The organism is Shewanella oncorhynchi, assembly GCF_030848765.1.
Taxonomy (GTDB): domain Bacteria; phylum Pseudomonadota; class Gammaproteobacteria; order Enterobacterales; family Shewanellaceae; genus Shewanella; species Shewanella oncorhynchi.
In genome coordinates this window covers 135,186-160,374 of the sequence record NZ_CP132914.1, presented here as the reverse complement: position 1 = coordinate 160,374, position 25,189 = coordinate 135,186, and the positions used below count along the sequence as shown (strand labels likewise).

General features: G+C 45.3%; 22 protein-coding genes and 1 riboswitch. Of the genes, 14 read left to right on the top strand and 8 right to left on the bottom strand.

All coding sequences use genetic code 11. The annotated features are described in order from the left end of the window. The first annotated feature begins 7 nt into the window (after nucleotides 1-7). From RA178_RS00735 to RA178_RS00720, 4 genes are all read left to right on the top strand, one after another. Nucleotides 8-793, top strand: coding sequence for a DUF4097 family beta strand repeat-containing protein (locus tag RA178_RS00735; RefSeq protein ID WP_263266588.1), 786 nt, complete (start codon nucleotides 8-10; stop codon nucleotides 791-793). Between the two features lie 533 nt (nucleotides 794-1,326). After that, entirely contained in the window at nucleotides 1,327-2,595 is a 1,269-nt protein-coding gene (gene drt4 / locus RA178_RS00730; RefSeq protein WP_306684115.1) for an antiviral reverse transcriptase Drt4, read from the top strand. A gap of 52 nt (nucleotides 2,596-2,647) precedes the next feature. Then, the gene (locus RA178_RS00725) at nucleotides 2,648-2,935 is read left to right on the top strand and encodes a hypothetical protein (protein WP_306684114.1); all 288 of its coding nucleotides are present in this window, start codon (nucleotides 2,648-2,650) and stop codon (nucleotides 2,933-2,935) included. 90 nt (nucleotides 2,936-3,025) lie between these two features. After that, the gene (locus RA178_RS00720; RefSeq protein ID WP_306684113.1) at nucleotides 3,026-3,157 is read left to right on the top strand and encodes a hypothetical protein; all 132 of its coding nucleotides are present in this window, start codon (nucleotides 3,026-3,028) and stop codon (nucleotides 3,155-3,157) included. On the opposite strand, the gene RA178_RS00715 is transcribed toward RA178_RS00720, so the two are convergent. After that, entirely contained in the window at nucleotides 3,146-3,592 is a 447-nt protein-coding gene (locus RA178_RS00715; RefSeq protein ID WP_306684112.1) for a GIY-YIG nuclease family protein, read from the bottom strand. The genes RA178_RS00720 and RA178_RS00715 overlap by 12 nt on opposite strands. 11 nt (nucleotides 3,593-3,603) lie before the next feature. Beyond that, nucleotides 3,604-5,739, bottom strand: coding sequence for a S9 family peptidase (locus tag RA178_RS00710; RefSeq protein WP_306684110.1), 2,136 nt, complete (start codon nucleotides 5,737-5,739; stop codon nucleotides 3,604-3,606). Nucleotides 5,740-5,919: 180 nt separating this feature from the next. Beyond that, a riboswitch (FMN riboswitch) is annotated at nucleotides 5,920-6,151 on the top strand. A gap of 190 nt (nucleotides 6,152-6,341) precedes the next feature. Here RA178_RS00710 and ribB point away from each other — a divergent pair. Beyond that, nucleotides 6,342-6,995: a 3,4-dihydroxy-2-butanone-4-phosphate synthase gene (gene ribB, locus RA178_RS00705; protein WP_105250977.1), complete on the top strand. Its 654-nt coding sequence runs from the start codon at nucleotides 6,342-6,344 to the stop codon at nucleotides 6,993-6,995. Between the two features lie 434 nt (nucleotides 6,996-7,429). Then, nucleotides 7,430-10,654, top strand: coding sequence for an EAL domain-containing protein (locus RA178_RS00700; protein ID WP_306684109.1), 3,225 nt, complete (start codon nucleotides 7,430-7,432; stop codon nucleotides 10,652-10,654). Nucleotides 10,655-10,726: 72 nt separating this feature from the next. Here RA178_RS00700 and ftnA read toward each other — a convergent pair whose 3' ends face one another. Beyond that, nucleotides 10,727-11,263 carry a non-heme ferritin gene (gene ftnA, locus RA178_RS00695; RefSeq protein WP_105250975.1) on the bottom strand — a complete coding sequence of 179 codons (537 nt, stop codon included), beginning with the start codon at nucleotides 11,261-11,263 and terminating at the stop codon, nucleotides 10,727-10,729. A gap of 349 nt (nucleotides 11,264-11,612) precedes the next feature. Between ftnA and moeA the strand changes: the two genes are divergently transcribed. The 4 genes from moeA (at nucleotide 11,613) to RA178_RS00675 (ending at nucleotide 14,702) form a co-directional block, all read left to right on the top strand. Next, nucleotides 11,613-12,866 carry a molybdopterin molybdotransferase MoeA gene (gene moeA / locus RA178_RS00690; protein WP_219251723.1) on the top strand — a complete coding sequence of 418 codons (1,254 nt, stop codon included), beginning with the start codon at nucleotides 11,613-11,615 and terminating at the stop codon, nucleotides 12,864-12,866. Between the two features lie 10 nt (nucleotides 12,867-12,876). After that, nucleotides 12,877-13,647 carry a molybdopterin-synthase adenylyltransferase MoeB gene (gene moeB / locus RA178_RS00685; RefSeq protein ID WP_219251722.1) on the top strand — a complete coding sequence of 257 codons (771 nt, stop codon included), beginning with the start codon at nucleotides 12,877-12,879 and terminating at the stop codon, nucleotides 13,645-13,647. Between the two features lie 129 nt (nucleotides 13,648-13,776). Beyond that, entirely contained in the window at nucleotides 13,777-14,439 is a 663-nt protein-coding gene (locus RA178_RS00680) for a Bax inhibitor-1 family protein (RefSeq protein WP_168826929.1), read from the top strand. Between the two features lie 17 nt (nucleotides 14,440-14,456). After that, complete coding sequence (locus tag RA178_RS00675; protein ID WP_219251721.1) at nucleotides 14,457-14,702, top strand: putative hemolysin; 246 nt, start codon at nucleotides 14,457-14,459, stop codon at nucleotides 14,700-14,702. Between the two features lie 86 nt (nucleotides 14,703-14,788). Here the strand turns inward: RA178_RS00675 and rlmF are convergent, their stop codons facing one another. Both rlmF and RA178_RS00665 read right to left on the bottom strand, forming a co-directional pair. Then, entirely contained in the window at nucleotides 14,789-15,889 is a 1,101-nt protein-coding gene (gene rlmF / locus RA178_RS00670) for a 23S rRNA (adenine(1618)-N(6))-methyltransferase RlmF (RefSeq protein WP_219251720.1), read from the bottom strand. 58 nt (nucleotides 15,890-15,947) lie between these two features. Then, a complete protein-coding gene (locus RA178_RS00665; RefSeq protein ID WP_105250969.1) occupies nucleotides 15,948-16,376 on the bottom strand; it encodes a flagellar basal body-associated protein FliL in 429 nt (142 codons plus the stop codon). Between the two features lie 170 nt (nucleotides 16,377-16,546). Here RA178_RS00665 and RA178_RS00660 point away from each other — a divergent pair, with 170 nt between their 5' ends. Further along, nucleotides 16,547-17,110, top strand: coding sequence for a chorismate--pyruvate lyase family protein (locus RA178_RS00660; RefSeq protein ID WP_219251719.1), 564 nt, complete (start codon nucleotides 16,547-16,549; stop codon nucleotides 17,108-17,110). A gap of 101 nt (nucleotides 17,111-17,211) precedes the next feature. Here the strand turns inward: RA178_RS00660 and RA178_RS00655 are convergent, their stop codons facing one another. Together RA178_RS00655 and RA178_RS00650 are read right to left on the bottom strand one after the other, a co-directional pair. Beyond that, entirely contained in the window at nucleotides 17,212-19,803 is a 2,592-nt protein-coding gene (locus RA178_RS00655) for an immune inhibitor A domain-containing protein (RefSeq protein ID WP_306684103.1), read from the bottom strand. A 317-nt stretch (nucleotides 19,804-20,120) separates the two neighbouring features. Continuing rightward, a complete protein-coding gene (locus RA178_RS00650; protein WP_011848195.1) occupies nucleotides 20,121-20,714 on the bottom strand; it encodes a YhgN family NAAT transporter in 594 nt (197 codons plus the stop codon). Between the two features lie 482 nt (nucleotides 20,715-21,196). On the opposite strand from RA178_RS00650, the gene RA178_RS00645 reads away from it, so the two are divergent. Beyond that, complete coding sequence (locus RA178_RS00645; RefSeq protein ID WP_306684101.1) at nucleotides 21,197-22,861, top strand: ZIP family metal transporter; 1,665 nt, start codon at nucleotides 21,197-21,199, stop codon at nucleotides 22,859-22,861. A gap of 61 nt (nucleotides 22,862-22,922) precedes the next feature. Continuing rightward, entirely contained in the window at nucleotides 22,923-23,726 is an 804-nt protein-coding gene (locus RA178_RS00640; protein WP_113941261.1) for an NRDE family protein, read from the top strand. A gap of 39 nt (nucleotides 23,727-23,765) precedes the next feature. Here the strand turns inward: RA178_RS00640 and RA178_RS00635 are convergent, their stop codons facing one another. After that, the gene (locus RA178_RS00635; protein WP_105250965.1) at nucleotides 23,766-24,218 is read right to left on the bottom strand and encodes a YybH family protein; all 453 of its coding nucleotides are present in this window, start codon (nucleotides 24,216-24,218) and stop codon (nucleotides 23,766-23,768) included. A 405-nt stretch (nucleotides 24,219-24,623) separates the two neighbouring features. Between RA178_RS00635 and RA178_RS00630 the strand changes: the two genes are divergently transcribed. After that, the gene (locus RA178_RS00630) at nucleotides 24,624-25,187 is read left to right on the top strand and encodes a lysophospholipid acyltransferase family protein (protein WP_113941259.1); all 564 of its coding nucleotides are present in this window, start codon (nucleotides 24,624-24,626) and stop codon (nucleotides 25,185-25,187) included. Nucleotides 25,188-25,189 lie beyond the last annotated feature (2 nt).

Here is a 25,189-nt window from a genome sequence, read left to right as displayed (position 1 = left end):
AGCTAACATGTCACTACGCCCATTTATATTCACCCTCGCTTTTATAGTGTTTTTTACTGCTGGAGTATCGCTCACTGGCTGCATTCTTAATGTGAACGCTGCAGGCATGCCAGACTTAGACCACCAGCAACGCGAACTCACACTCGATAGCCAAGACTTACAAGGCCTGATTGCAGAAACTGGCGCAGGCAGTCTCGAAATTATCGGTGTCGAAGGCCTAGCCCAAATTAAACTCATCGCCGACATCTATAGCAATAAGGACGGCAACGATGACAGCAAAGTCATTCTCACCCTTGAGAAAAAAGCCAATAAAGCCAAGCTCAAGGCCAACTTTGAGCAAACAGATTCTAATAATGACTCGCCCTATATAGACCTAAAACTGCAAGTCCCTGCGAACTTTACACTGGATATTGATGACAGCTCAGGGGCTATTTTGATCAGCAAGATGACGTCAGACATGAACGTCAAAGACGGTTCGGGTGAACTCACTATCAACGGTGGTAACAATATCAACATAGAGGATGGCTCAGGTGATATTGAAATCAGCCAAATCAACGGCAGCCTAACCATTGAAGATGGCGCTGGTGCCATCAAGCTGACCGATATTCGCGGCAATACCGCAATTGATGACGGCTCGGGCAACATAGAGGTCGCCAATGTGCAAAGTGCTGTGACCATCACAGACGGCTCAGGCAATATTAATGTCTTTAACACCAAGGGATTAACGATTCTTGCGGCAGGTTCTGGCGATGTGACATTTAACAAAATCGACGGCCCAGTGAGCATGCAATAACGCGCCGTTTTACCCCTCAACTCCCAAAGGTTTTACCCACTTCCCGGCGTAGAGGCTGATGTTGCAACGGTTCCCAGCCAAGATGTCAGTCTTCTACCCACCCTTTTAAGCTGTGCCCGACTTATGCATTTATGCCACTAACCCCTTGTAGTGGCATTTTTTTTAGCGCCCTATTCATACTTCTCCCCCAATGCAGACCAGTATTTGGTGACGACCAAAGCTTAACTAATTGATTTATTATAAAAGTTAATCGTTAAACTATTAAGCACTATCATTCCAGTGACTCGCCGTGAATATGTCCCTATAGGCTCGACCGTGGCATCCATGCCACGAACGGTCACTTCCATGACAGTGCTTAATTCCGCGAGCTAAATCGTATTCTGTTAGTAATTCCTAAACCGAACTAACCATCTCAGTAAGTAATACTCTTCAAAGTAAAATGCAGAGATGCACCATCCATGTTTTTCATTTAAAAATAGATAATTAGAGTAATAATATGAGAAAGTAGAATTTTTATAAGCTGTGGTCTGTTTATGTTAATAAGCACTGGTTTGTCACAATTAAATGAAGAATCTAAAAAGTACTATCTTTATCGAGCACTTACTTGTCATAACTACTTTCCAGATCAGAAATCGACTATAGGGGAACTTCCACCACTCCTTAGTACTAGACAGTTTACGCCAGAGGTATGTGAGGCTCTGGCTGCTTTGGGTGAGTCAGACACTCGTGAGGGTAGTGGTTATGATGTGGTTATATATAATGCGACTAGGTATAACAACGCATTTCGTGAACTGTCACTCATTCACCCGAAAGCGTATTCACTGTTAGCTAAGCATCTGCATGATAACTGGGATAAAATCGAGCCATTTACTGTTAGCGAAACAAGTATTATCAAACCGGAACTGCATGATGATGGTAGAATCATGGTAATGAACTATGAAGATCCCATCGAAAAGACTACCCGAGTGTTGACTGAAAGCTTTGGTAAACGATTTCATGTAACTGCCGATATTTCTAATTGCTTTAATAGTGTCTACTCACATGCCATTGCATGGGGACTTGTTGGAATTGATTTTGCAAAAAATAATCGCAAAAAAGGGGAATGGTTCAATCTTGTAGATTCATTTCAAAGGAAATGCAAAAGAAATGAAACACAAGGTATACCTATTGGTTCTGCAACTTCGAATATTAGCCTCGAAATTATTCTCGGTAAGGTTGATAAAGAACTAAGACATGCAGGTTACAACGTTCATCGGTATGTTGACGATTATAGTTGCTACTGTGAGACGAATGAACAAGCTCACGAATTTTTATTATTGCTTGGTAGGGAGCTAGCTAAATATAAATTTTCACTAAACATTCAAAAAACTAAAATTATAGAACAACCTGCCCCTGACCAAGATTCTTGGATAATAGAATTGTTGGGACATTTACCTAGCCGATTGAATAAATCTCATAATGATGAGCCTAAACTTACTGCATCAGAAGCAATTACGTTCATAAATTATGCAATTATTATTAACAGACAAACGCCTGATGGTAGTGTGCTCAAATACGCAATTCAGCTAGTAGTTAATTTTTTGAATGAACAAGCTCCTGAGACAGTATATAAATCTGTTCTAAACCTGTCATGGCATTATCCAATACTTATCCCTTATCTTGATGCTTTAATTAATAAGTCAAGTATGGATAGAGAGAATATTGATAGCCACTTAAATGCTTTAATAATCGAGAACTGTAAGCATCGTCGTTCGGATGGTATTTGCTGGCCTCTCCATATAATGAAAAAAAATAGGCATTAAACCAACTGAAAATACGATTGCGGCGATTGTTAAGAGTAAGGACTGTGTTGGTTTGACTATTCTTAACTCAATGATTAGCGATAAGAGCCTTATAATTAATTTTGCGAATGAAATTATTAAATCACGAGATAACTACTTGATTGATAATTACTGGTTATTGCTCTATCAGCTGTTTAGAGATGGGGCTGTAAGTAATGCCTATTGTAACATCAGAGTTTTCGATGTTCTCTTGGCTTTTGATGTTGATTTTATTCCAGGAGAGACGATAACAGCCTCTGAAAAAGAAAGTGTAAGGAGTGAGGCTCACTTTTATTTTGGAGCAGTAGATGACATAAATTAATGCTGATATCTATGCATTATTTTAATGATTAATTAATACTTGAATTATGATTAACAGAATACTCTGTGGTTAACTGGATTAAGCACTGTCATGGAAGTGACCGTCCGTGACATGGATGTCACGATCGAGCATACAGGGATGTACTTGCTGCGAGTCACTGGAATGACAGTGCTTAATCATTCCTCGTCACAGAACAAGTATGATGCAGCGTTAACGCTCTAGTACTCCACATCCAGACTCAATCAATACCAGCTTTTGACTGCGGCTTAGCTTTTTAACTGCAATCTCACGCTTTAGGGCATCGCTGCGGGTGCCGACTTGTTCTTGATACATCAGCGTTAACGGACCTTTACCGCGCAGATACTTAGCGGATTTAATGCCACCCGACTGATGCTCGCTAAAACGTCGCGCTACGTCGGTGGTGACGCCTGTATATAAATGCCCGTTGGCGCAGCGGACTAGATACAAATACCAGAGGGGTGCTGATTTTATGGGTGTAGGCTTCAGAGGTACAGGATTTAATGGTACGGGATTCAGCGCATCTTCTGTCGTAGCGACAGCGCTAGCCACTGGGGCAAGTGTATCTGCCACCAGTGACTCATGTTGCTGTAAAGCGCCTCTGTCAGTATTGCCTAGGTTGACGGCTGATCCAGTCACTTGCGAATGACCTACTTCGCCATACCTAACAGACTCAAGAAGAAGGCATATTCTTGGGCTGTGTCTTGGTATTGGCGATAGCGACCACTCTTACCGCCGTGGCCAGCTTCCATATCCACATTGAATAACAACACCTTATCATCCATCTTGTACCACTTATTCTGTACATCGCGCAGTTTAGCGACCCACTTGGCGGGTTCAAAATACTGCACTTGGGAATCATGCAAACCAGTCGTCACTAACATGTGTGGGTATTCTTGCTCGGTGACATTGTCGTAGGGCGAGTAACTCAACATGTAATCAAAGTAAGTTTTCTCGTTCGGATTGCCCCACTCGTCGTACTCATTGGTCGTCAACGGAATCGACTCGTCCAGCATAGTGGTCACCACATCAACAAAAGGTACATGGGCTGCAAGGGCGAAATACTTGTCCGGCGCTTGGTTAGCAATCGCGCCCATCAGTAAACCACCCGCGCTGCCGCCAGAGGCAACAACCTTGTTTTTGTCGCCATAACCTTGCGCCGTTAATGCCGTTGTTACGTCAATAAAATCATTGAAGGTATTCTTCTTATTCAACAACTTACCATTATCATACCAAGGGCGACCGAGCATTTCTGAGCCGCGTACATGGGCAATGGCATACACAAAACCGCGGTCAAGTAGACTAATAACGGATGAAGAAAAATCGGGTTCAACTGTGTAACCGTAAGATCCATAACCGTATTGATACAGAGGGTTAGTGCCATCTTTCTTGAATTTATCTTTGCGATACACCAAAGAGACAGGCACTTTCGCACCGTCGCGGGCCGTCACAAATATCCGTTCGGCACGATACTGGCTGGCATCGAAGCCGCCTAAGACTTGATCTTGTTTCAATAAATCACGTCTATCGGGATTCACCAGTGAATATTCGTATACGGCTTCTGGCGTCGTTAGGCTGGAGTAAAATATGCGTAACTTATTACTGTCTTGCTGGGAATTAATCTCTAAACCCATCACATAAGCAGGCTCATCAAAGCTCAACTCGAAGGGCTTTTGACCATTGAGCGGCATCACTTTAATCCGCGTTAGGCCATTTTCACGGGTCTGAATAATCAAATAATCCTTGAGCACTAACTCGTCTTCGATACGGGCATTGGGATTATGCGCAACCACTTCTTGCCACTTAGATTTATCCGCCGCATCTTTGATGGCAACTTTCATCAAACGGAAGTTAGTCGCCTGCCAGTTGGTGAGAATGTAATAAGTATCACCCAGCTTAGACACACTGTATTCGTGACCTTCTTCCCGCGCTAATACTGGCTTGAATAAACCTAAAGGCTCGCTGGCGTCGAGAATAGACACTTCACTCGTCGTGGTGCTTTCTTGGAACAACACAATTTGCGACTCATCTAAGGTTTTACCAAGTGAAATATAAAATGAATCGTCTTGTTCTTCATACACTAAGACATCGCTCGATTGCTTAGTGCCCAGCTCGTGGCGATACACTTGATAGCCCAGCAAGGTTTTTAGATCTTTGGCGATATAGAACACATGCTTGTTGTCGTTCGCCCACACTACGCGACCTTCGGTATTTTCAAGCACGTCGGTGATCATGTCGCCCGAAGCCAAGTCTTTAAAATAGATGTGATATACACGGCGGCTGAGGACGTCTTCGCCAAAGGCCAACATGGTTTCATCTGGGCTGACACTGGCGCCGCCTAAACCATAAAACTCATGGCCCTTAGCTCGCTCGTTAACATCGAGCATCACTTGCTCAACACCATCGGCGCCCTTACGGCTGATCAGCGGATATTCGCTACCCTCTTGGTATCTGTGATAGTAGCTGTGCTGATGCCATTGGTACGGCACGCTCGACTCATCGGCGACTAAACGCTCGGTTAACTCTTTATAAAGACCATCTTGCAATGGCTTTAATGGTTTGAAATAAGCAGCGGTATAACGATTCTCAGCGTTGAGATAGGCCAACACTTTAGGATCTTTGCGCTCATCATCACGCAGCCAATAGTAATCATCGGTACGCGTTACGCCATGTAAAGTCATCACATGGGGAATTTTTTCAGCAACCGGGGCGGGTACTTGCCCTTTGGAGGTCGAACAAGCGGATAACAACATAGCAATACCTAAAGTGAGTAGCAGAGAGCGCATTTATACGTCCTTGTGACGTCCATAACGACCGTCGAAGAATGCGACGGCAAGTCAATTAGCTTATGTGTTCAGTATGATAGTGGTCAGGTGTGCACTAGCGCAAACATTGAACGCGAGAAGTTGCCATTCGCGGTAAATAAGAGCAACATAACCGCGTTTTTGAGCGCAAATGGCTCAAAAGCAAATTCTCAGGGCGGGGTGAAACTCCCCACCGGCGGTAAATGGGTAACGACTAAGTGATTATTTTGCTGAGCGACACCCAAAGCCCGCGAGCGCCCGAAATCACTTTCGGGGTCAGCAGATCTGGTGCCTTAGATTTTGCTTAGTGCAAAACTGACTATTCCAGAGCCGACGGTAATGGACTGTTTGCTTCAATGGCGACAGTGCTGAGTCCGGATGGAAGAGAATGTAAGACAACACCTTGCGGTATTTAAGTGCAACGCGCTTATGTATTACAGTGTTAGCCTCATGTTTTGCAATAACTTCACCCCAAGTGAAGTGATATTGCTACAGCAAAATCGAGCCTTTTGGTTTGATTACGTTGTATTTCTGCACGCCCTGATTCTGGATATTCCAATGTCGTTTATTTAAGGATATTAACCATGAATCAGTCTTTACTTGCTCCTTTTGGTACTGCTATCGAACGCGTTGAAGCGGGTCTTAATGCCCTGCGTCAAGGCCAAGGTGTATTAGTTGTCGATGACGAAGATAGAGAAAACGAAGGCGATTTAATTTTCGCTGCCGAGACGCTGACTAACGCGCAAATGGCCATGCTCATCCGTGAATGTAGCGGTATTGTTTGCCTGTGTTTACCCGATGCAAAAGTCAAAGCCCTCGAATTACCCCCTATGGTGGAAAACAACTCTAGCCAATACGGCACTGCGTTTACTGTGAGTATTGAAGCTAAAGTCGGTGTGACTACAGGGGTTTCTGCCGCCGATCGCGTGACCACCATTAAAGCGGCGATTGCCGATGGCGCTAAGCCAAGTGATCTCGCTCGTCCTGGCCATGTGTATCCACTTCGCGCCCAACCGGGTGGGGTATTGACCCGCCGTGGTCACACTGAAGGCACGATTGATTTAATGCAACTCGCGGGTTTAAAAGCCGCTGGCGTATTGTGTGAAGTCACTAACACCGATGGCACTATGGCGCGTTTGCCCGAAATTATTGCCTTCGGTGCTCAGCACAATATACCCGTGTTAACGATTGAAGATATTGTCGTTTATCGCAAATCATTGCTGGCCAATGTCGGCTAGATGACATGCCAATCGCCTGAATCTAGGGCATTGATTTAAATAGAAGGACGTTTAGCTGCCGCAAACGTCCTTTTTATTTAAGTAGATTTACCGTTAACAATCGCGTTCCACCTAATGCACTAAAAAACCGATAAAAGGTAAAGTTAAACAAGTCATTCTTTCGAATGATGAAATACTGCTTCACATCACAGACAAAGCAAATGCTTGTTTGATAGGTGCAAAATAGGTTAATAAAAATAGTCTCTTAGCATGATATATAACAATTTGCTTAATTTCGTGACCTAGATTAGATATCCATAAACTAAAGGTCGCAGTGGCTGGCCGCCTATGTTAAATATCCTCACCCTGTGCCTAGTCCTATTTGTAACTCGGATTCAACGTTATTACGTTGAATTTTCTTTTTCTGCCTAGGCGAACGAGTGGAGTGATCTTTAATGCCGTCAGCGCTACACCATCTCAGTTTGAAGCAAAAGCTCATTCTGTTTTCGTTAGTCCCATTATTAATGATGAGCTTTTTCATTCTGACGCGCATGCATGACTTGATAAAGGAATCACACTCGGCCAAGCACAATCATCTTGCGGTACAAACGACGGTACAAATCACTGAACTACTCTATCAGTTGCAAAACGAATATGGTCTAAGTACAAATCAGCGACCAACCGATGAAGTGCTATTACAGCAACAAGCGACTAGATCAAAAGCACTCGATGCATTACTGAACAGTGAGCCTTTAGAGCATCTTCTGGAGGCGCTCGACCCTAAAAGTATTGAAGCAAACAAAATGAACGCATTGTTGGATGCGCTCAAACTCACAGGCAACAAACTCGCTAACGTTCACCAAAACCACACAGACGAAACACTGAGTCAGTTTACGGAACTCTATAATCAATTCCACACTCAGCTGTTGCAGCTCATTCAGTTATTACAGTTACAAACCAACGAAATCAGTCAGTCCCGTGCCTATACCGATCTATTGAACCTACTTATGGTGCAGGAGTTGGCCGTAAAAGAACGAAGTGCCATCAATCAATTACTGCTCAGCAAATCACTCAATATTAATGATTACCGCACCATAATCTCCTTCATGTATGAATATGAGCGAGCCGTGATGCACGCAAGTAATGCATCAATTTCCGATAGAAGGTCCTTACTACAAAACCTACAAGATTCGCCAGAAAATCAACGCATTCTGCAAATCAGCAAGCAAATTGAACAACAAACTCGCATTAGCGCTCTGGCACAAAATATTAATGCCTACTTAGGTTACGGTGGCTTAATGGGCAGTTTTCAGGACTATTTGCTTAAGGGCGATGAGATTTCACTGCAAAAATTTAATGCAGCACTTGCGACGATTCAGCTTAATTTGGATGAACTCAGTCACGAGACTCGTTCTCTACCCGAATTTAAGGCAGCGCTGAAAACCATTGAGGACAGCATAAATCAATACCAGTTCAGCATGGTCAAGTTGCAGCAACTGAAGCAGCAAGGTTTGCCGATGACGGAGATCAAAGCCATCGCGCAAGTCCCTGCCAGCGAGGACAAATTAAGCCAAGCGATGAGCCAACTATTAATGCCGCCACATCCAATTGATAGCCAGGAGTGGTGGGATCTCACCACTCAGCGTATCAATCAACTACATTTGCTGGCGCAAAATATCACCAAGAACATGGCGCAGCAGAGCGAATATCAACAAAACCACACCTTAATCTTACTCGGCTTATACTTGTTCTCGGCTTTGTTCACCGCGACCATCACACTTTGGCTTGGACAAAAGATCATCCGCAATTTTATGGATAAGATCACTAAGATTGCCAATGACATGCAGCAAATGGCAGCAGATCCACAGCTCAATATTAATATCCAAGTCTCAGGCACAGATGAACTCGCCCGCATGGCCAGCGCCATGAACCGTATGATTAGCGAACGGCAAAAAGCGAACCACGCCCTAAGCCGCGCTGCAGCTGTGTTTGACTATTCTGCCGAAGGCATAGTGGTGACAGATGCCGACAACCATATTGAACTCGTCAACCCCGCGTTTTGCCACATTACGGGCTATTCATTGGAAGAAGTGAAAGGCCGCAGTCCCTCCCTACTCAGCTCTAGCCGTCATCCTAAGCACTTTTATACCGCCATGTGGGAGTCACTACAAAAAGAAGGGAAATGGGAGGGTGAAGTTTGGAATAAACGCAAAGATGGCCAAGTGTATCCCGAGTATCTAGCGATTACAGTGGTGCGAAATGAGCAAGGTAAAATAATCCAACATATTGGTTTATTTATGGATATCAGTAAGCGAAAGCAATATGAGCAGGATCTTTGGTATCAGGCCAACTTCGATGGATTAACTGGACTGCCTAATCGTAAGTTGTTCAATGAACGACTGCAGCACGAAATCCATGTGGCGCAGCATGACTCTCGCAAGCTGGCTATCTTGCTGATTGATTTGGATCAATTCAAATATATCAATGATGTACAAGGCCATGCCACTGGCGACTTATTACTTAAAGATGTCGCAAAGCGCTTAGAAGGCATTACGGGGAAAACCGATTTTATCGCACGTATCGGTGGCGATGAGTTTGTACTTATTTTGCCGCGACTGACTAACGAACTCGCCATCGAACACATGGCAACCCGAATCATTGAAACCTTAGGTATGCCATTTAACTTAAATGACCGCGAGATCCAGATTTCGGCCAGCTTTGGTATTGGCGTCTATCCCGAAGATGGGTTAGATACCGGCTCACTCACCCGCAATACCGAAACCGCCATGTATCAAGCCAAAGATGCGGGACGGAACAATTTTAAATACTTCACCGCGGGTATGAATCAAGCCATGTTCGCCCGGATGGAGTTAGAACAACGTCTACGCCGTGCCGTGGCACAAAATGAATTTGCCCTGCATTATCAACCTATCGTGGATATGCAAACCGGAAGTGTCTGCAGCGTCGAAGCCCTTATCCGCTGGCAAGACCCCGAGCTTGGGTTGATCCCGCCGGATCAATTTATCCCGTTAGCCGAAGAGACCGGATTGATAGAGCCTATGGGCGAATGGGTGCTCAACCAAGCCATGCATGATCTGAGGCAATGGCAGAAAAGTGGCTTAAATATTAATGTCGCGATTAATGTTTCCAGCCGCCAATGTATCAATACACGCGGCATGGGGTTCGACCAAGTGTTGCAAGAGTGCTTCAACCGCCACCACGTTAACCCACGAAATGTGCATATTGAGATCACTGAAAGCATGCTGATGGGCGATGCCAGCCATTGCTTGAGCACGCTCGAGTCTATTCGCCATTTAGGCTCGCAAATCTATATCGATGACTTTGGTACGGGTTATTCTTCCCTGAGTTATCTGAAAAAATTCCCGATTTCAGTGATTAAAATCGACCGCAGCTTTGTGGAAAATGCCCTCGAAAATAACTCGAACGCCAACTTAGTCAAAGCGATTGTCATGATGGGGCAAAGCCTAGAAATGGAGTTAGTTGCTGAAGGCATAGAAACCGAAGCACAGTGGCACTTCCTACGAGATTTAGGTTGTCACTTCGCTCAAGGGTATTTGATCTCCAAGCCGCTCCCCTTCAATGAAATCACTCCCTTGCTACGCATCAAGCACACAGCACTGTTGAATGATGGCTATCAAGATAAATGCGTGAATATCTAAGCTTATAAAAAATAAAACGATAAAGAGCAAAAAAGCAGCCTAGGCTGCTTTTTTGTGGCAAATAAAACGGGTTTAAGCCTGTGGTTGGCCTTGACCGTTCATTATGCTTTCGCCCCCCTTAGAGGCTAGCTTAGCTAAATCTTTATCTATAAAGAACAGTGCCTTACCATCTTCGCCCACTAAACGTATCTTATCGACAATCGACTTAAACAGCTTTTCTTCTTCATGCTGCTCAGCGACATACCATTGTAAGAAGTTAAAGGTTGAGTAATCTTGATTCGAAAATGCGGCATGGGCCAAGGCATTGATCTGACGGGTAATCAGCTGCTCATGCTCATAGGTTAATTCAAACAACGCCAGTAAAGAATCGAACTGTGACTGCGGCGCCGCAATCGCACCTAACAAAGGTAAGCCACCAGTTTCACTCACATACGTGAACAGACGACGCATATGGCCCATTTCTTCATCCGCGTGCTCACGCATAAACTTAGCTGCGCCTTCAAATCCCTGATCTTCACACCACGCACTCATTTGCAGGTATAAATTTGAGGAGAAGAACTCCATATTAATTTGTTCATTCAACTTTTCGATCATAGTTGCAGACAGCATAGTAAATCCTCTTTTGCATTCGAACTGAATCATGGGGGACATTGTCATCAAGGGGGTCGACAAAAGCAACAAAATTTACCTTTGGATTTCTTGCTAAGTTAATGATTCATTGATAAAAATGATTTTCATTTGTTCATCGACTCGCGTTCAACCCTCGAATTAGCGCAGTAAATTGTGTAACTTCTAGCGAGGTTATCACCCAAAGTGGCAGAAAAAACTGACTGGCCTATCACAGAAACTCACATGCAAATCATAGCCATCCCAGATCACCGTGGCATAATAGCCAGTCATAATCAGGTGGAAATTCATTCAGCGTCATTACGACCCATTGCATATAAGGCAGACCCTAATGTCCGTAACAGCCGATCCTTGTTCGCAACCTAGCTTAATGCATCCAGATCAAGCTATTCCCCTTTTGCTCGAGCAAGTTAGCCCAGTGTCAGACACCGAAGTCGTATTGCTTCCCCATGCCCTTGGCCGCGTCCTAGCAGAAGATTTAGCTTCCTGCATCGACCTGCCGCCCTTTAACAACTCCTCTATGGACGGCTACGCCTTCCGTTTTGTCGACTTAAATACGCAAACCAATCAGACCGCATTGCGCCTTATCGGCAGTTCCTTCGCTGGCCATGGTTTTAAAGGTGAAGCCAAACCTAATACCTGCGTGCGGATCATGACGGGCGCGCCCGTGCCTACAGGTTATGACACAGTGCAAATGCAGGAAGAAACCGAGGTTGAAGGAGAGATTATTCATATCCGCCATCCTAGGGCGCAAGGCGCCAATGTGCGTTGCCGCGGTGAAGAACTCACCCAAGGCACTAAAGTACTCAGTGCTGGCATTCAAATTGGTGCTGCCGAACTCGGGGTGTTGGCCACTATTGGTGTTAGCCAAGTGCGAGTTTATCGTCAGCTTAAAGTGGCATTTTTCTCCACAGGCGATGAACTGCGTCCCGTTGGCAGCGAATTAGCCCTAGGACAAATTTACGATTCAAACCGTTACTCGATCCAAGGATTACTCAGCCGCGCTAACGTGGAATGGCTCGATTTAGGCGTGATTGCCGATGATCCTGAAGCCATACGTCAGGCATTTCGCTATGCTGCCAGCCAAGCCGACATGGTATTGACCTCGGGTGGCGTGTCGGTCGGTGAAGCGGATTTCACTAAACAAATTCTTGATGAGGAAGGCAAAATTACCTTCTGGAAACTCGCCATCAAACCAGGCAAGCCCTTTGCCATGGGCCGAATAGGCAAAGCGATATTCTGTGGTTTACCGGGGAATCCCGTGTCTTCTATGGTGACGTTTTACAAACTCGTTTGGCCAATACTGAACAAGATGCAGGGGTTAACCCCAGTTGCACCTTTGATGTTAGACGCTACGCTCACCACGCCTGTGCGTAAACAACCGGGCCGCGTCGAATATCAACGGGGCATTTTAAGCCGTAATGCACAAGGTAAACTTGAAGTTGCCATTACTGGTAGCCAAGGTTCTGGCATGTTGACTTCGATGAGCTTAGCAAACTGTTTCGTTTTATTGGAGCAATTCCAAGGTGATACTCCCGCTGGCACCCAAGTGACGGTCGAGCCATTTAACAGCGTGCTTTGCTAGGAAAATCCCAATGAATGTGCCAGAAGATATTCTCAGCAACAGCGAACTCTTAAGATACAGCCGCCAAATATCCATCAAGGCTATGGATATCGACGGTCAAGAACGCTTAAAACAAGCCAAAGTGCTGATGATAGGCGCTGGCGGTTTGGGCTGTGCCGCCAGCCAGTACCTCACGGTTGCGGGTATTGGTGAACTGACACTGGTCGATTTTGATACAGTTGAATTATCCAACTTGCAGCGCCAAGTGCTTCATCAAGATGCCAATGTCGGCCAGCCTAAAGTCGAATCGGCTAAACAGAGCCTCATGCAGCTCAATCCCTTTATTAAGTTCAACATTATCAATGCAGTATTAGATGATCATGAGATTGACGCCCTAGTCGCCGATCATGGCCTAGTGCTCGACTGTACCGATAATGTCAGTGTGCGCGAGCAACTTAATCTCAGCTGTTTTAAGCATAAAGTGCCCTTAGTGTCCGCCGCGGCAATTCGGATGGAAGGCATGGTCACTGTGTTCGATTATCACAGCGAAACGCCTTGTTATCATTGCTTTAGCGCCCTATTTGGCGAGCAACAACTGAGCTGTGTTGAATCGGGCATCCTAGCACCAGTGGTTGGTATGATAGGTTGTTTGCAGGCGGTTGAAGCCATCAAAGTGATTACTGGCATGGGTAAAACCTTAGCAGGACGCATTTTGATGATCGATGCAATGACGATGGAGTTTCGCGAGATGAAGTTACCGAAACAAGCCAACTGCAGTGTGTGTGGCACTAAAGGGGCTTAAGGTTGTTCTCGCTTGAAAAACGGCTTTATTTACACTAGCTTAATTGCCACCGCTTAATTTGCCGTCATATAGCTCAACACTGATGACGCTTAATGGCCCGTTAACATAAGGAAATCACAAGGAAAACATATGGATTCGGAAAACAGTGTATTTGACCGCATGACCACAGACGACCCCATAGTTGGCGCAGGTATTTACAACCTCGTTATCGGCCTCACGCTAATTTGGGGTTTTGCCGTTAACTATTGGATGGTCACCAATATAGACCCAGAGGCGATTGCCAGTGTTAATCCTTGGATTTTCTTTATCGGCTATTTCGCCTCCTGTTTCTTTGGGATTTATCTGTTCCAAAAATCGACTAATCCCGTTGTCAGTTTTATTGGCTACAACTTTGTAGTCGTGCCCTTCGGCTTAATTATCAATATGGTGGTCAGTCAATACGATCCCGAATTGGTGACCGAAGCCATTCGTATCACAGGGCTAGTGACCATAGCCATGATGTGTTTAGGCACACTCTTCCCCGCCTTTTTCCAAAAAATTTCCGGCGCACTCACGATTGCTTTATTGCTCGTTATCGTCGTCGAACTGATTGAAGTGTTTATCTTTAATACTCACCACGGCATTTTAGATTGGATCGTCGTGCTGATTTTCTGCGGTTATATTGGTTATGACTGGGGACGAGCGAATCAAATTCCTAAAACCATAGATAATGCTATCGATAGCGCCGCCGCTTTGTATATGGATATCATCAACTTGTTCCTACGGATCCTGCGGATTTTAGGGCGAAAATAACTCACCAAGGAGTGTCTATGAAAATCAAATTCCTACTTGTTACTGCTCCACTTCTGGCGAGTGTGGTATTAGTCGGATGCAGTGATACTGAACAAGTAAAAATAGCCAATCCCGCCTCTGAGTATTGTGTCTCCATTGGTGGCAAATTAACAATTGAGAAAACAGCCGAAGGTGAACATGGGATCTGCACCTTACCCAGCGGTGAAGCCATTGAAGAGTGGGCGTTATTCCGTCGCGAGCATAAGGAAGAAAAGCCGCAGTAACAGTGGCTATTTTTACCTTTAATAAAAACAGGCGCTATTGGCGCCTGTTTTGTTAACAGTACTTAATTGGGTCATACCCAAAAGCCTTAACGGGCTAAGTGTTCACCGCGCCAGATTGTGCGCTTAGCTGCTGACTGGAAGCTCCACGCTAAAACCCGCGTAATTTTATTACCCTGCTGCATCTCAATCGTTTTCACAGTATCGACTTTCAACTGCGCTAAGGCTTGATAACAAGGTTTCAGGTTTTCCTTCTTCGACACTAGACTGGTAAACCATAAGCATTGATCTGCAACCATTTGGCTCTCACGGATCATAGTCGCTAGAAACTGTCGTTCACCACCTTGGCACCAAAGCTCAGCCGCTTGACCGCCGAAATTCAGCTTAGGGGAAGACTTGACCAAGCCACCTCGATTGAGCTGCAGATTATTCACCTTACGCTTTGTACCTTCGCTCGCCTCAGCCATAGAGGCATGAAATGGCGGATTGCACAGGGTTAACTCAAAACGTTCTCCGGCTTGAATGATTCCCTTGAAGACCGCCTTGTCATCTGGCTGTAATCGTAAACTTATCTGCCCTTGCAGCAATGGGTTTTGCTCAATAATACTCTGCACATTACTGAGTGAACCGGCATTAATATCCGAGGCGACAAATTGCCAACCGTATACTTGGCAACCCAATATGGGATAAATACCGTTCGCGCCAGTGCCGATATCTAATACCCTAGTTTTATCCAAAGCAAATACATCATCGCCTTCGGCTAGAAGGTCTGCTAAATAATGTAAATAATCGACTCGACCGGGAATAGGAGGACATAACGCTCCATCAGGAATATCCCAAGACTCAATCCCATAATGATATTTCAGTAGCGCCGCATTAAGGATTTTAACTGCTAACGGATCGGCAAAATCGACCGATAAAGCCCCATAAGGCGTGGGTCGAACAAAGGCTTTTAGCTTAGGGAATGAACTCATCAGCGCCGGAAAATCATAGCCGTTCAAGTGTACATTTCGAGGATGTAAAGCTTTTTTAATCTCAGCACTAGGCCTGTTTTTGACCGACTTGGCTTTGCCTTTCACCTCAGTTCTAGCCTGCTTTGGTGCTTTAGTTTTTGCATGACCAATGTTGGCTGTACTCGTTAGGCGTTTCGCAGTCACTAATTGGACGGGTTTCACGGCAGGTTTTGACATAATAGCTCTTGTAACGCAATGGGCCGACCTGAGTCAGCCCATGGAATGGGGCAGTAAATTAATCGTACAGATAAGAGGTAAACAATAAGTTTACGATCAAGGGTTTGCCAGCTTCTTTGGTGATCAAGTTGTTGACCATTTCAAAGCACTCACGACGAATCTCTTCACGACCCGTGAGCGACTTAATCTTCTCTTCCGATTGATTGCCTAACACTTCAACAATTGCGGCTCGCAATAATGGATTATGGAGCTCAATTGTCACTAGATCATCTGGACTCTTTACCATTAACTCAACGCTAATCTTCACAAAACCCAATTTCTTGCGATTAGAAATATAGTTAGTGACAATTTCGGGTTCGAAACCATAGTAGGCATACTCACCCGTAGGTGGGGTTGCTGCAGCAGGTGCTGCTTCTTTTTCATCGGCCGCATAAACACTGAAAACACTGGTAAACAGGATCAGACAGACTGAGAGTAATTTTTTCATAGCGGCTTACGGCTCCCTAAAACAATAATGGTAATGGAAGAAACTTCCCAATCTATATAGCCAAACAACCTGAAGATGCAGTATCCGTATCTGGAAGTAGCTTGGGTATATATGCTCGCGTCGCGACATGCTAGACTGCCGACGTTTGTTTATATTGTAACGAGTATTTAATGAATGTGACTAGCTTAAGCTTTCCCTATGGTGAATCTATTCAGTGGTTTTCAGCCGATCTAGCCGACAAACTCCCCAAATCGCCCTTGAAAGAATGGTTGCTTGCCACTGGCAGCCTAACGCAAAAACTCAAAACTTGCTGTGCTCAATTTGAAGTAAAGATACTAGGCGAAGGACTGCATGCTCCCTTAGAGGGCGAATATCCCCAGCAAGGTGCTGTATGGATCCGTGAAGTCTTGCTTTGCCTCGACTCGATACCTTGGGTATTTGCCAGAACCTTGATCCCTGAAAAATTAATGGCCGAGCGCAAAATGGATTTCCTTAGTTTGGGTACTCGCCCCTTAGGTGAATTACTGTTTAGCCAAGATAACTTCATCCCCGGTAGAATCGAAGTGGCCAGTTTCGAAACCTGTAGTCGCCTTGGCCACTTAGCTGAAAGTTTAGATCAAAGTGTCGAACATGCACTCTGGGGACGCCGCCGCTATTTCCATCACGGTGAGCATGAAATGATCGTCAGCGAAATCTTTCTGCCAGCGGCCGAGCAAGCTATCCGTCAGTTGTAAACTTTAGATTTCACCCAAAGCTTAGTCAGAATTTAGCCTCAAGACAGATAAAAAATGCCTCTAGATCAGAGGCATTTTTGTTCGGGTTTCAAACAATCAACTTAGTGCACATTTAACTGGCGGCGCCAAGTCAATAAGCTAAGGAAGGTAAGGCTTAACCAACCTAAGCTGCCGCCACCTGAACTCTCACTGGCCGGCGGAGTTACTGGAGGCGTAACAGGTGCAACAACCGTTACCGTCGAACTGCTAATCGCCTTAGTATTTTGCGCATCTGTCACTGTAAGCTTCACAGTATAAGTGCCCGCCTTCGCATAGGTATGGGTTGGCGCCGTGACAGTGCTTGTCGTGCCATCACCAAAATCCCAAGCGTAGGTTAATACTCCCATACCGCCACCAATGTTGCTGGTGAAGCTTACTGCTAATTGGTTGACAGTATTAGTAAAACTGACAGTTAACGGCGCTATAGCATCAGAGTTCGCATTCGCAAGACGAATGACCGCAGTACCATTATTGCTGGCTTGAGATAGTACCTGCATTGTCAACCCCAGCTGCTGCAACACCATACCTGACTGTGGCTGTAGTGGCGCGCTGTAATCTAAGCTGTCATCGAACAGGCTGACAGCATCGCGATGATTGTCCTCCAAATAGAAGGTTTGATTTACTGTACTAAAGGCCGCATCACGAATTTGCACGTCGGTAGAGCGAGTGCCAATCATATTTTGGTCAGCATCAATCACGCCAATCAAGCCATGGCCAGCATGGTCTGAAACGTTATTGTCACTGTAGCTAAAATTTTCTAACCAGAGTAAAACTCCGGGATCAAAGCTTTTTGCTTTCAAACCCGCATCGACACCATTATGGCTACGCAGCTGGATAATATAACGAGACTGAGATTTGGGATCCGGACGAGAATCCTTAATCCGGCTATAGCCGTAAAACGTCATTTTATCCGCGACTTCAGCGTTATCACTATATAACTCAGTGGTATTTTGTTTAACGCTGATGTTATCAATAGCGATCCCTGACTTAGAGGTTAAATCATCGGTGACATAGTTGAACTCAACAGCAACAGATTTTCCAGAATATGCTGATAAATCATATTCTAATGTTACCCAAGCATCACGACCTTCCGCCTGAGCAAGCGCAGACGATTCACCAGTGATGATATGACGAGCGCTATTTATCCCATTGTTCGACTTAGTGTAATTACCCGCAATGGCCGCACCATCCACTTTCACCTGCATGTAGTCAAAGTCAAGTTCAATACTCCAACTGGCCTTCATACTCAGAATCAGTTTATCTGTGGTTACGGCAGGTAATTTAACATTAAAAATCATGCTGTTATTCAGCATATTTCCTTGGCCAGAATAGTACTGATAACTGCCCTGATAAGGTGTTTTAAAAGGAATTAGCGTTGGAGGAAGTGGAATAGAGATCTGATTAACCGCCTGATGATTAACCGCCTCATTCAACGTCACTTCCATGCCTGATTTGGGAATGCTATCTAAGGAAATTTCACGTTCATTTAACCACTTACCTTTGTATCTTTTCTGTAGATAAGATCGAGCATAAGGACTAAAACCACTCGGCTGAGCGCCAGGAATAGCACCAGCCCAACTACCACCAGACATTAAAGACCATAGCCCCACAGGCGAACCGTCTTTCTTATCATTTTCAGAGGTATCGTACTCATCAGGCAGACCTAGATCATGGCCAAACTCGTGGGTACACACGCCCGTTGCCGCATCGATAGGCTGGATTGTATAACCGAACACTTTTTTGTTCGTACCAGGAAGCGCATAACCATTGGTTGCTTGGTCGACATAATATCGATGCGACCATATCGCACTCGATCCTAGTTTTCCGCCGCCGACCTCTTCGCCTACGCTAGAGTGGAAAATCATCACATGGTCGATAATGCCATCGGGCTCATCGTAATTACCGTTATTGTTCAAATCATTTTGGTCTTCAACATCATAACTCGCCAACTCAGCTGCAGACATATTTGCAACAGCTTGAGATACGGCTTCTTTTACCAATTGTTCGACCTGTGAATCACTACGGGTATCTGGATCATTAACACCATAGTATTCAGCATTTTGCGAGGCGGTATACCAGCCCTTCACATCCCCAGTAAAGGAGAAGGTTTGCCCAGAAACCGCTTGATAATATTGATACCCCGAATCTAACGTCTGCCCCTGTGGACCTTTGAAGCCCGTAGGCGAAAAGAGTAATTCCTTGTAGTGGGACGCAGGATAACTCGGGTAATACATGTCTGTATCCCCCGCTTTTAAGCCATTGTTATCATGTTTTAGATCAGCAAAATCCACTAATACTGTGAGCACTTTAACGGTTTTCTTTACATCCGCATCGGCCTGTAAACGCTGTGCGGGTGAGCGCATCATTTGCGATGATTTAGCTCTTTGTAGACGCGCATGTTCAGCTTCAACTTCGATGCGCGGCGCTTTAGGTTGTGCCAAAGTGGCGCGATGAATATAAGCTTCTATCGCCTCCTGCTTTACACTATCACTGGCATCGGCGGCCACTTCGCCACGCTTAATCAACCAATATAAAATTCGATCTTTATTAATCACACCCGCATCTGCAGGCGTATGATTCGGAGCTGCAATACTCGCGCCGCTAATCAATGCCAACATCAGTCCAAACGCTGTTACGCCTTTTGTACTTCGCATTTTTAACATCCTTCTGTAACAGCCAACGCCATTCTATTTATTAAGACTAGTGTCTCTTTGTATTAAGACAAATTACCTTTAATGAGTAACCTACCCAGGGTTTATCCGTCTTCAAGTGATAGAGACAGAGTTTTCGACATTAGCAGCACTGCACCTCAGTAACAACTTGATACACCTGTTCGCAGGTAAGATTTGCACTTTTGTCAGCAAATATTCAGCAAACCTCTGTGCTGACTCAATTCCAAGCCAAATCTCAGCCATAAAAAAACCGCATTAACAACGTTAATACGGTTTCGTTTTGATCAAACTAGATAAAGTTAGCCAGCGGTTTTCAGATAGTTTGAAATACCGTCGAGGAACATTTGCACTGAGATCATGACCAGCACCATACCCATCAAACGCTCGACCGCTGTGAGCCCCTTTTCCCCCAGCACACGGGTGAAAAGTTTATAAAACATTAAGATCACCGCACTCGCCCCCCAAGCTGACACTAACGCTATGGTCCAATCGCCCATACGTGAGCTATCGGTATGCGCCAGTAAAATCAAGGCTGCAAGAATCGATGGGCCAGCCATCAAGGGAATAGCCATAGGCACGATAAAAGGCTCTTCTCCCGCGGCTAATCCAACGACACCGCCGGGTTGAGGGAAAATCATTTTAATCGCGATCAAAAACAGAATAATCCCGCCTGCAATACTCACAGATTCGGAACGAAGATTTAAGAAACTTAAGATAGCCTCACCCGCATAAAGGAAAGACAACATGATCACTAAGGCGAAAAGTAATTCGCGGATCAGTACCTTACGACGTTTCTTGGGATCGATATGCCGCAGAATCGACGCGAAAATCGGCAAATTCCCCAAAGGGTCCATGATCAGAAACAACATTACCGCAGCAGAAAATATATCCATTTAACGTATCAACACCCAAGCCAAATAAGCCCATATTATATACCCAAACAACCTGAAGATGCAGGATTCAGCGGGAATGTAACGCACTTTAGGCAAGGCGGTTATTTGCGGACCTAGTGGGCTAAGTTAAAAATAACCAACACGGCATAAAGTACGTTACAACCCGCCGGAACGGAGCGCCGAGGGAGCTCCACTTCCGTGTTGCAACAATTCAAAAGGTGGCCGACATTCTGTCATTGATGCGCCTTGAATTGAAGCACCCTAGGCGCTCTGAAACTCGTATCTTCAGGTAGCTTGGGTATAGTACCTTTTCTCGAGTTAGATCTGAAAATTTCTCCGCAGAATGGTCAAAGTGAATAAAATTCTCCCCTTCAAAACACAGTATAAAATGTCAGTTGAGTAAATTGCCTGCAAGTCACTGCTCACTTTGCTTTACAGCTGGTATACTATGGCGTTTTTTCAGCAAATTTTCCGTGGAATCCATGCTCTATCTTCTTGCTAGCTGTATCGCACTCTTAATTGGCCCTCTGTTTTATCGCTACTTCTCATCGAGTAGTGGCTTACAAAAGGGGCTCGATGGTTTTATATTCGTCTCATTAGGCGGATTAGTGCTGATCCACATCTTGCCAGAATTACTCGAGCATGGTGGCATGCTTGCGATCGTCTTTGTACTCCTCGGCATCTGGGGGCCTACCGCCAGCGAACGCCTATTTCACCGTTATTCAGAAGTCACCCATAATTTTACGCTTTTCTTGGGTATTGGTGGCTTATTACTGCATACCATCACCGATGGCACCGCTATGGTTTTGGCGCAGCAAGACGATAACTCCATTCTGCTAGCTCTTGGTGTCATACTCCACCAATTACCCGTCGGTTTTGCAGTATGGTGGATACTTAAACCCCATCTCGGAACACGTTGGACACTTATGATCTTTGCAGCCCAGATGCTATTTACAGGCATAGGCTATTTCGCCGGTGAGCAACTACTTCCTTATTTAAATATCGATGACACTGTCTACTTACAAGCCTTTATTACTGGCACAATTCTGCATGTGGTACTACATCAACCCCATGGTCAGCATGAAAGTGATACGCAAGGCAAATATGAATACCAAGCTGGCATAGGTAGTTTGCTCGGCATCGGTTTACTCGTGATATTGCTATTAATGGATTCAGGCGGCCACGAACATGCCCACCATGATCACAGTACAGAGCAATTAATGACTTGGCTATTAAAGCTCGCACCCGTGTTGCTGCTAAGCTATGGTGCGGCTGCGCTACGCTTTAAATTAGGTTTGACGCCGCAGGATAGCAGTTTAGCCCGTCGCTGGTTCCAACGCTTAGCTGGGCCTGAAGCCTTAGTGATCACAGCTCTACTTCTCGGTCCTTGGTTAGCGTTATTCCAATTGCTTGTAGTGTTTATTCTGAGTGCATATTTAAGCCATGCTAACGTCACCATTACCGATCCACACACTAAATTACCCAGCAATTCACTGCGTTTCGGCTTTGCTCATTTAGTCGATCGCAGCGCACCTTGGATTTTACTCAGCCTAGTATTAGTGAATTTAATTGGCCACCCTTCAATGCCCTTAAGCAATCCATTGCTACAGGTTGTTGTGCTATTGCTTGTATTTTTACCTATGCGTTTCTGCAACTTAGGCGCCGCCGTACTCGCTCTTGCACTGGCTTATAGTGGCTGGAATCCTATCGCGATTATGATGCCGCTGATTGCAGCACCTGTGCTCAACATAGCTCAGCTTAAGTTAATGACATGGACGCAAAGGGCGATATTACTGAGTATTATTGCGCTGAGTTTAGCCGCAGCATTACGCTTGCCACTATGGTTCTCCTTATTTACCTTGCCTGAAGTCGTGAACTTAATTGCACTACTGATCCTCTCAGGGTTGTTTGCTGCCAGCTTACTGCGCTTAGGTCCACGTAAATTTTTACGCCGCTTAATGCTCAGCAAACCGGTAGCTCATGCGCATAGTCATTCGCACAGTCACGCCCATAGCCATTCCCACGAGAATACACATACTCATGAATCTAGCGCTTCGCACACAGACGAGCAGAAACCTGTTGTGACACCTAGTGCCGATAAACATGTACATGAACACGCAAAAACAGATAAGCACTCGCACCACTAACGCTGTTCATTTGTGAGCAGACAGGCTAAGTTAATCTACCTTTGGATTAATTTAGCCTGCTATGTGCATACTATTTGTCGCCATTAATGCCCATCCTAAGTATCCCTTAATCATCTGTGCCAACCGCGATGAGTTTCATCATAGACCAACTGCGCCAGCGCATTTTTGGCCACCGGAAGAAAACATACTCGCGGGTAAAGATCTGCAGGCCGGTGGCACTTGGTTTGGCATCAATAAACAAGGACAAATCGCAGGCGTAACCAATCTGCGCGTTCCGCAAAAGAACCCTGAAGCCATGCGTAGTCGTGGCGAGCTGATTACTATGACGCTCAACTCAGGGTCGCTCGTGTGCCCTAATTGGCTCGTTGAACATAGCGACAATTATCAGCCGTTCAATCTCATTTTCGGCCAAGGTACAGACTTATATTGTTTTAACAGTATCAATAAAGACACAGTAAAACTTGCCGATGGATTTCATGCCATTAGCAATGGTGCACTCGATGATATTTGGCCGAAAATGGCGAAGGGACAGCAAGCGTTAGAAGCTGCAATCAGCCAGTCCAGCAGTATAGAAGTGCAAGTACTGTTACAACTAATGAAAGACGATTCCCAGCCGCAAGATAATGAGCTGCCTAATACGGGAGTAGGGATCGAGTGGGAACGGCGTTTAGCTGCGATTTATATTCGTCACCCCGACTATGGCACCCGCTCCACCAGCATTCTGCTTGAAGATGCTGAGGGCGGTATGCATTTCACCGAAGTGAGATACGATGGCAAAGGTAGACAGCTTGGACAGCAGGATTTCCATTTAACTCTGCCCGCCGAGCCGCCCGCCAAACCAGACTGTTTATTATCGCAAATCTAATTTGAACTGCTGCGCAGCACTGAGTGTAAAGGACACGGTTTAATCTGAACTGTGGTCCATAGTGATCACCCAACGATCGTCGATTTTTTCAATCAACAGAGTAAACACGCCCGTTGGGGCATCTTTTATCCGCCGTAAATCCCAGCGCCCAACAACCATAGCGGCGTAATTACTGAGCATTTTGATTTCTTTGATAGTGAACTTCAGTTCACCAAGCGCTTCTTTATTTGGATAATTTTTCTTATAGGCAGCGAGAGTTTCTTCCCAGCCAAAACGAAACTTACCATTAGAGACAAAACGCAGTTGATCACTCTTCCAATAGCCTTGCATATAAGCATCGAGATCGCCGCGATTCCAGGCGTCTTCTTGGCCTTTGAGCATCTGCGTAATTTCATCCGTCGGCACCGCATTAACATGACAAGTCAGCAAGAGTAACAGTGCCGCAAAAACACGCTGCCAGATAACCTTGTTTAATAGTCCATTTTTCAACATAGTATCGTTCCCCCACAATCAATCAGGTTAAACTGTATTATACCCAAGCTACCTCAAGATACGAGTTTCAGAGCGTCTAGGGTACACCAATTCAAGGCGCTTCAATGAAAGAATGTCGACCACCTTTTGAATTGATGCAACACGGAAGTGGGGTGCCCTAGGCGCTCCGTCCCGGCGGCTGATGTTGATCATGTGGCAACGCATTTTAGGCCGTGCTGGCTATTAAGGTCCGTAAATAGCCTTGTCTAAAATGCGTTACCTTACCATGAACATCAACCGCTGAATCCTGCATCTTGAGGTTGTTTGGGTATATCGCGAATTAAGTACAGACTATCTTGTTTAAGCCAGTTTAAAATCTAAAAAAACTGATGATATTATTAATTTTTCGACTCTGGGCACCGAACTATGTTTACACCACTTTGCCGTTGGCTACTTAAAACTTCAGGCTGGCAGATAGAAGGCCAACTGCCCGACTGTGCTAAATACATCATCATAGTTGCGCCGCACACTAGTAACTGGGACTTCATTGTCGGCATTTTAGCCCGTGGCGCCCTAGGTATCCGCATTCACTTTCTCGGCAAACACCAACTCTTTATCCCGCCTTGGGGCTGGTTTTTCCGCGCCATTGGCGGCAGTCCGGTGGATCGGCGCAAGAACAACAACTTAGTCGATGCCGCCGTGCAGCTGTTTGAATCAAAATCCGATTACAAGTTAGCGCTAGCGCCAGAAGGCACCCGCGGCCCAGTGACGCGTTGGAAGTGCGGCTTTTATCATATCGCCAGCAAGGCCCAAGTACCCATCACTCCCGTTGGCTTAGACTTTAGCCGCCGCACTGTCGTTATCCGCACACCACTGCAACCCAGTGACGATATCGTGACCGACATGCAAGAGATTTTGAGCTTCTATCGCACCATTAAAGGCCGTCATCCCAAGGTGATCCCTGATTTTATAGCGAGTGCTAAACATTAACA

Coding starts and splice junctions, on each gene's coding strand:
- RA178_RS00735 (WP_263266588.1), top strand. CDS start 8: ATGTCACTACGCCCATTTATATTCACCCTCGCTTTTATAGTGTTTTTT.
- drt4 (WP_306684115.1), top strand. CDS start 1,327: ATGTTAATAAGCACTGGTTTGTCACAATTAAATGAAGAATCTAAAAAG.
- RA178_RS00720 (WP_306684113.1), top strand. CDS start 3,026: ATGGAAGTGACCGTCCGTGACATGGATGTCACGATCGAGCATACAGGG.
- RA178_RS00710 (WP_306684110.1), bottom strand. CDS start 5,739: ATGCGCTCTCTGCTACTCACTTTAGGTATTGCTATGTTGTTATCCGCT.
- ribB (WP_105250977.1), top strand. CDS start 6,342: ATGAATCAGTCTTTACTTGCTCCTTTTGGTACTGCTATCGAACGCGTT.
- RA178_RS00700 (WP_306684109.1), top strand. CDS start 7,430: ATGCCGTCAGCGCTACACCATCTCAGTTTGAAGCAAAAGCTCATTCTG.
- ftnA (WP_105250975.1), bottom strand. CDS start 11,263: ATGCTGTCTGCAACTATGATCGAAAAGTTGAATGAACAAATTAATATG.
- moeA (WP_219251723.1), top strand. CDS start 11,613: ATGTCCGTAACAGCCGATCCTTGTTCGCAACCTAGCTTAATGCATCCA.
- moeB (WP_219251722.1), top strand. CDS start 12,877: ATGAATGTGCCAGAAGATATTCTCAGCAACAGCGAACTCTTAAGATAC.
- RA178_RS00680 (WP_168826929.1), top strand. CDS start 13,777: ATGGATTCGGAAAACAGTGTATTTGACCGCATGACCACAGACGACCCC.
- RA178_RS00675 (WP_219251721.1), top strand. CDS start 14,457: ATGAAAATCAAATTCCTACTTGTTACTGCTCCACTTCTGGCGAGTGTG.
- rlmF (WP_219251720.1), bottom strand. CDS start 15,889: ATGTCAAAACCTGCCGTGAAACCCGTCCAATTAGTGACTGCGAAACGC.
- RA178_RS00665 (WP_105250969.1), bottom strand. CDS start 16,376: ATGAAAAAATTACTCTCAGTCTGTCTGATCCTGTTTACCAGTGTTTTC.
- RA178_RS00660 (WP_219251719.1), top strand. CDS start 16,547: ATGAATGTGACTAGCTTAAGCTTTCCCTATGGTGAATCTATTCAGTGG.
- RA178_RS00655 (WP_306684103.1), bottom strand. CDS start 19,803: ATGCGAAGTACAAAAGGCGTAACAGCGTTTGGACTGATGTTGGCATTG.
- RA178_RS00650 (WP_011848195.1), bottom strand. CDS start 20,714: ATGGATATATTTTCTGCTGCGGTAATGTTGTTTCTGATCATGGACCCT.
- RA178_RS00645 (WP_306684101.1), top strand. CDS start 21,197: ATGCTCTATCTTCTTGCTAGCTGTATCGCACTCTTAATTGGCCCTCTG.
- RA178_RS00640 (WP_113941261.1), top strand. CDS start 22,923: ATGTGCATACTATTTGTCGCCATTAATGCCCATCCTAAGTATCCCTTA.
- RA178_RS00635 (WP_105250965.1), bottom strand. CDS start 24,218: ATGTTGAAAAATGGACTATTAAACAAGGTTATCTGGCAGCGTGTTTTT.
- RA178_RS00630 (WP_113941259.1), top strand. CDS start 24,624: ATGTTTACACCACTTTGCCGTTGGCTACTTAAAACTTCAGGCTGGCAG.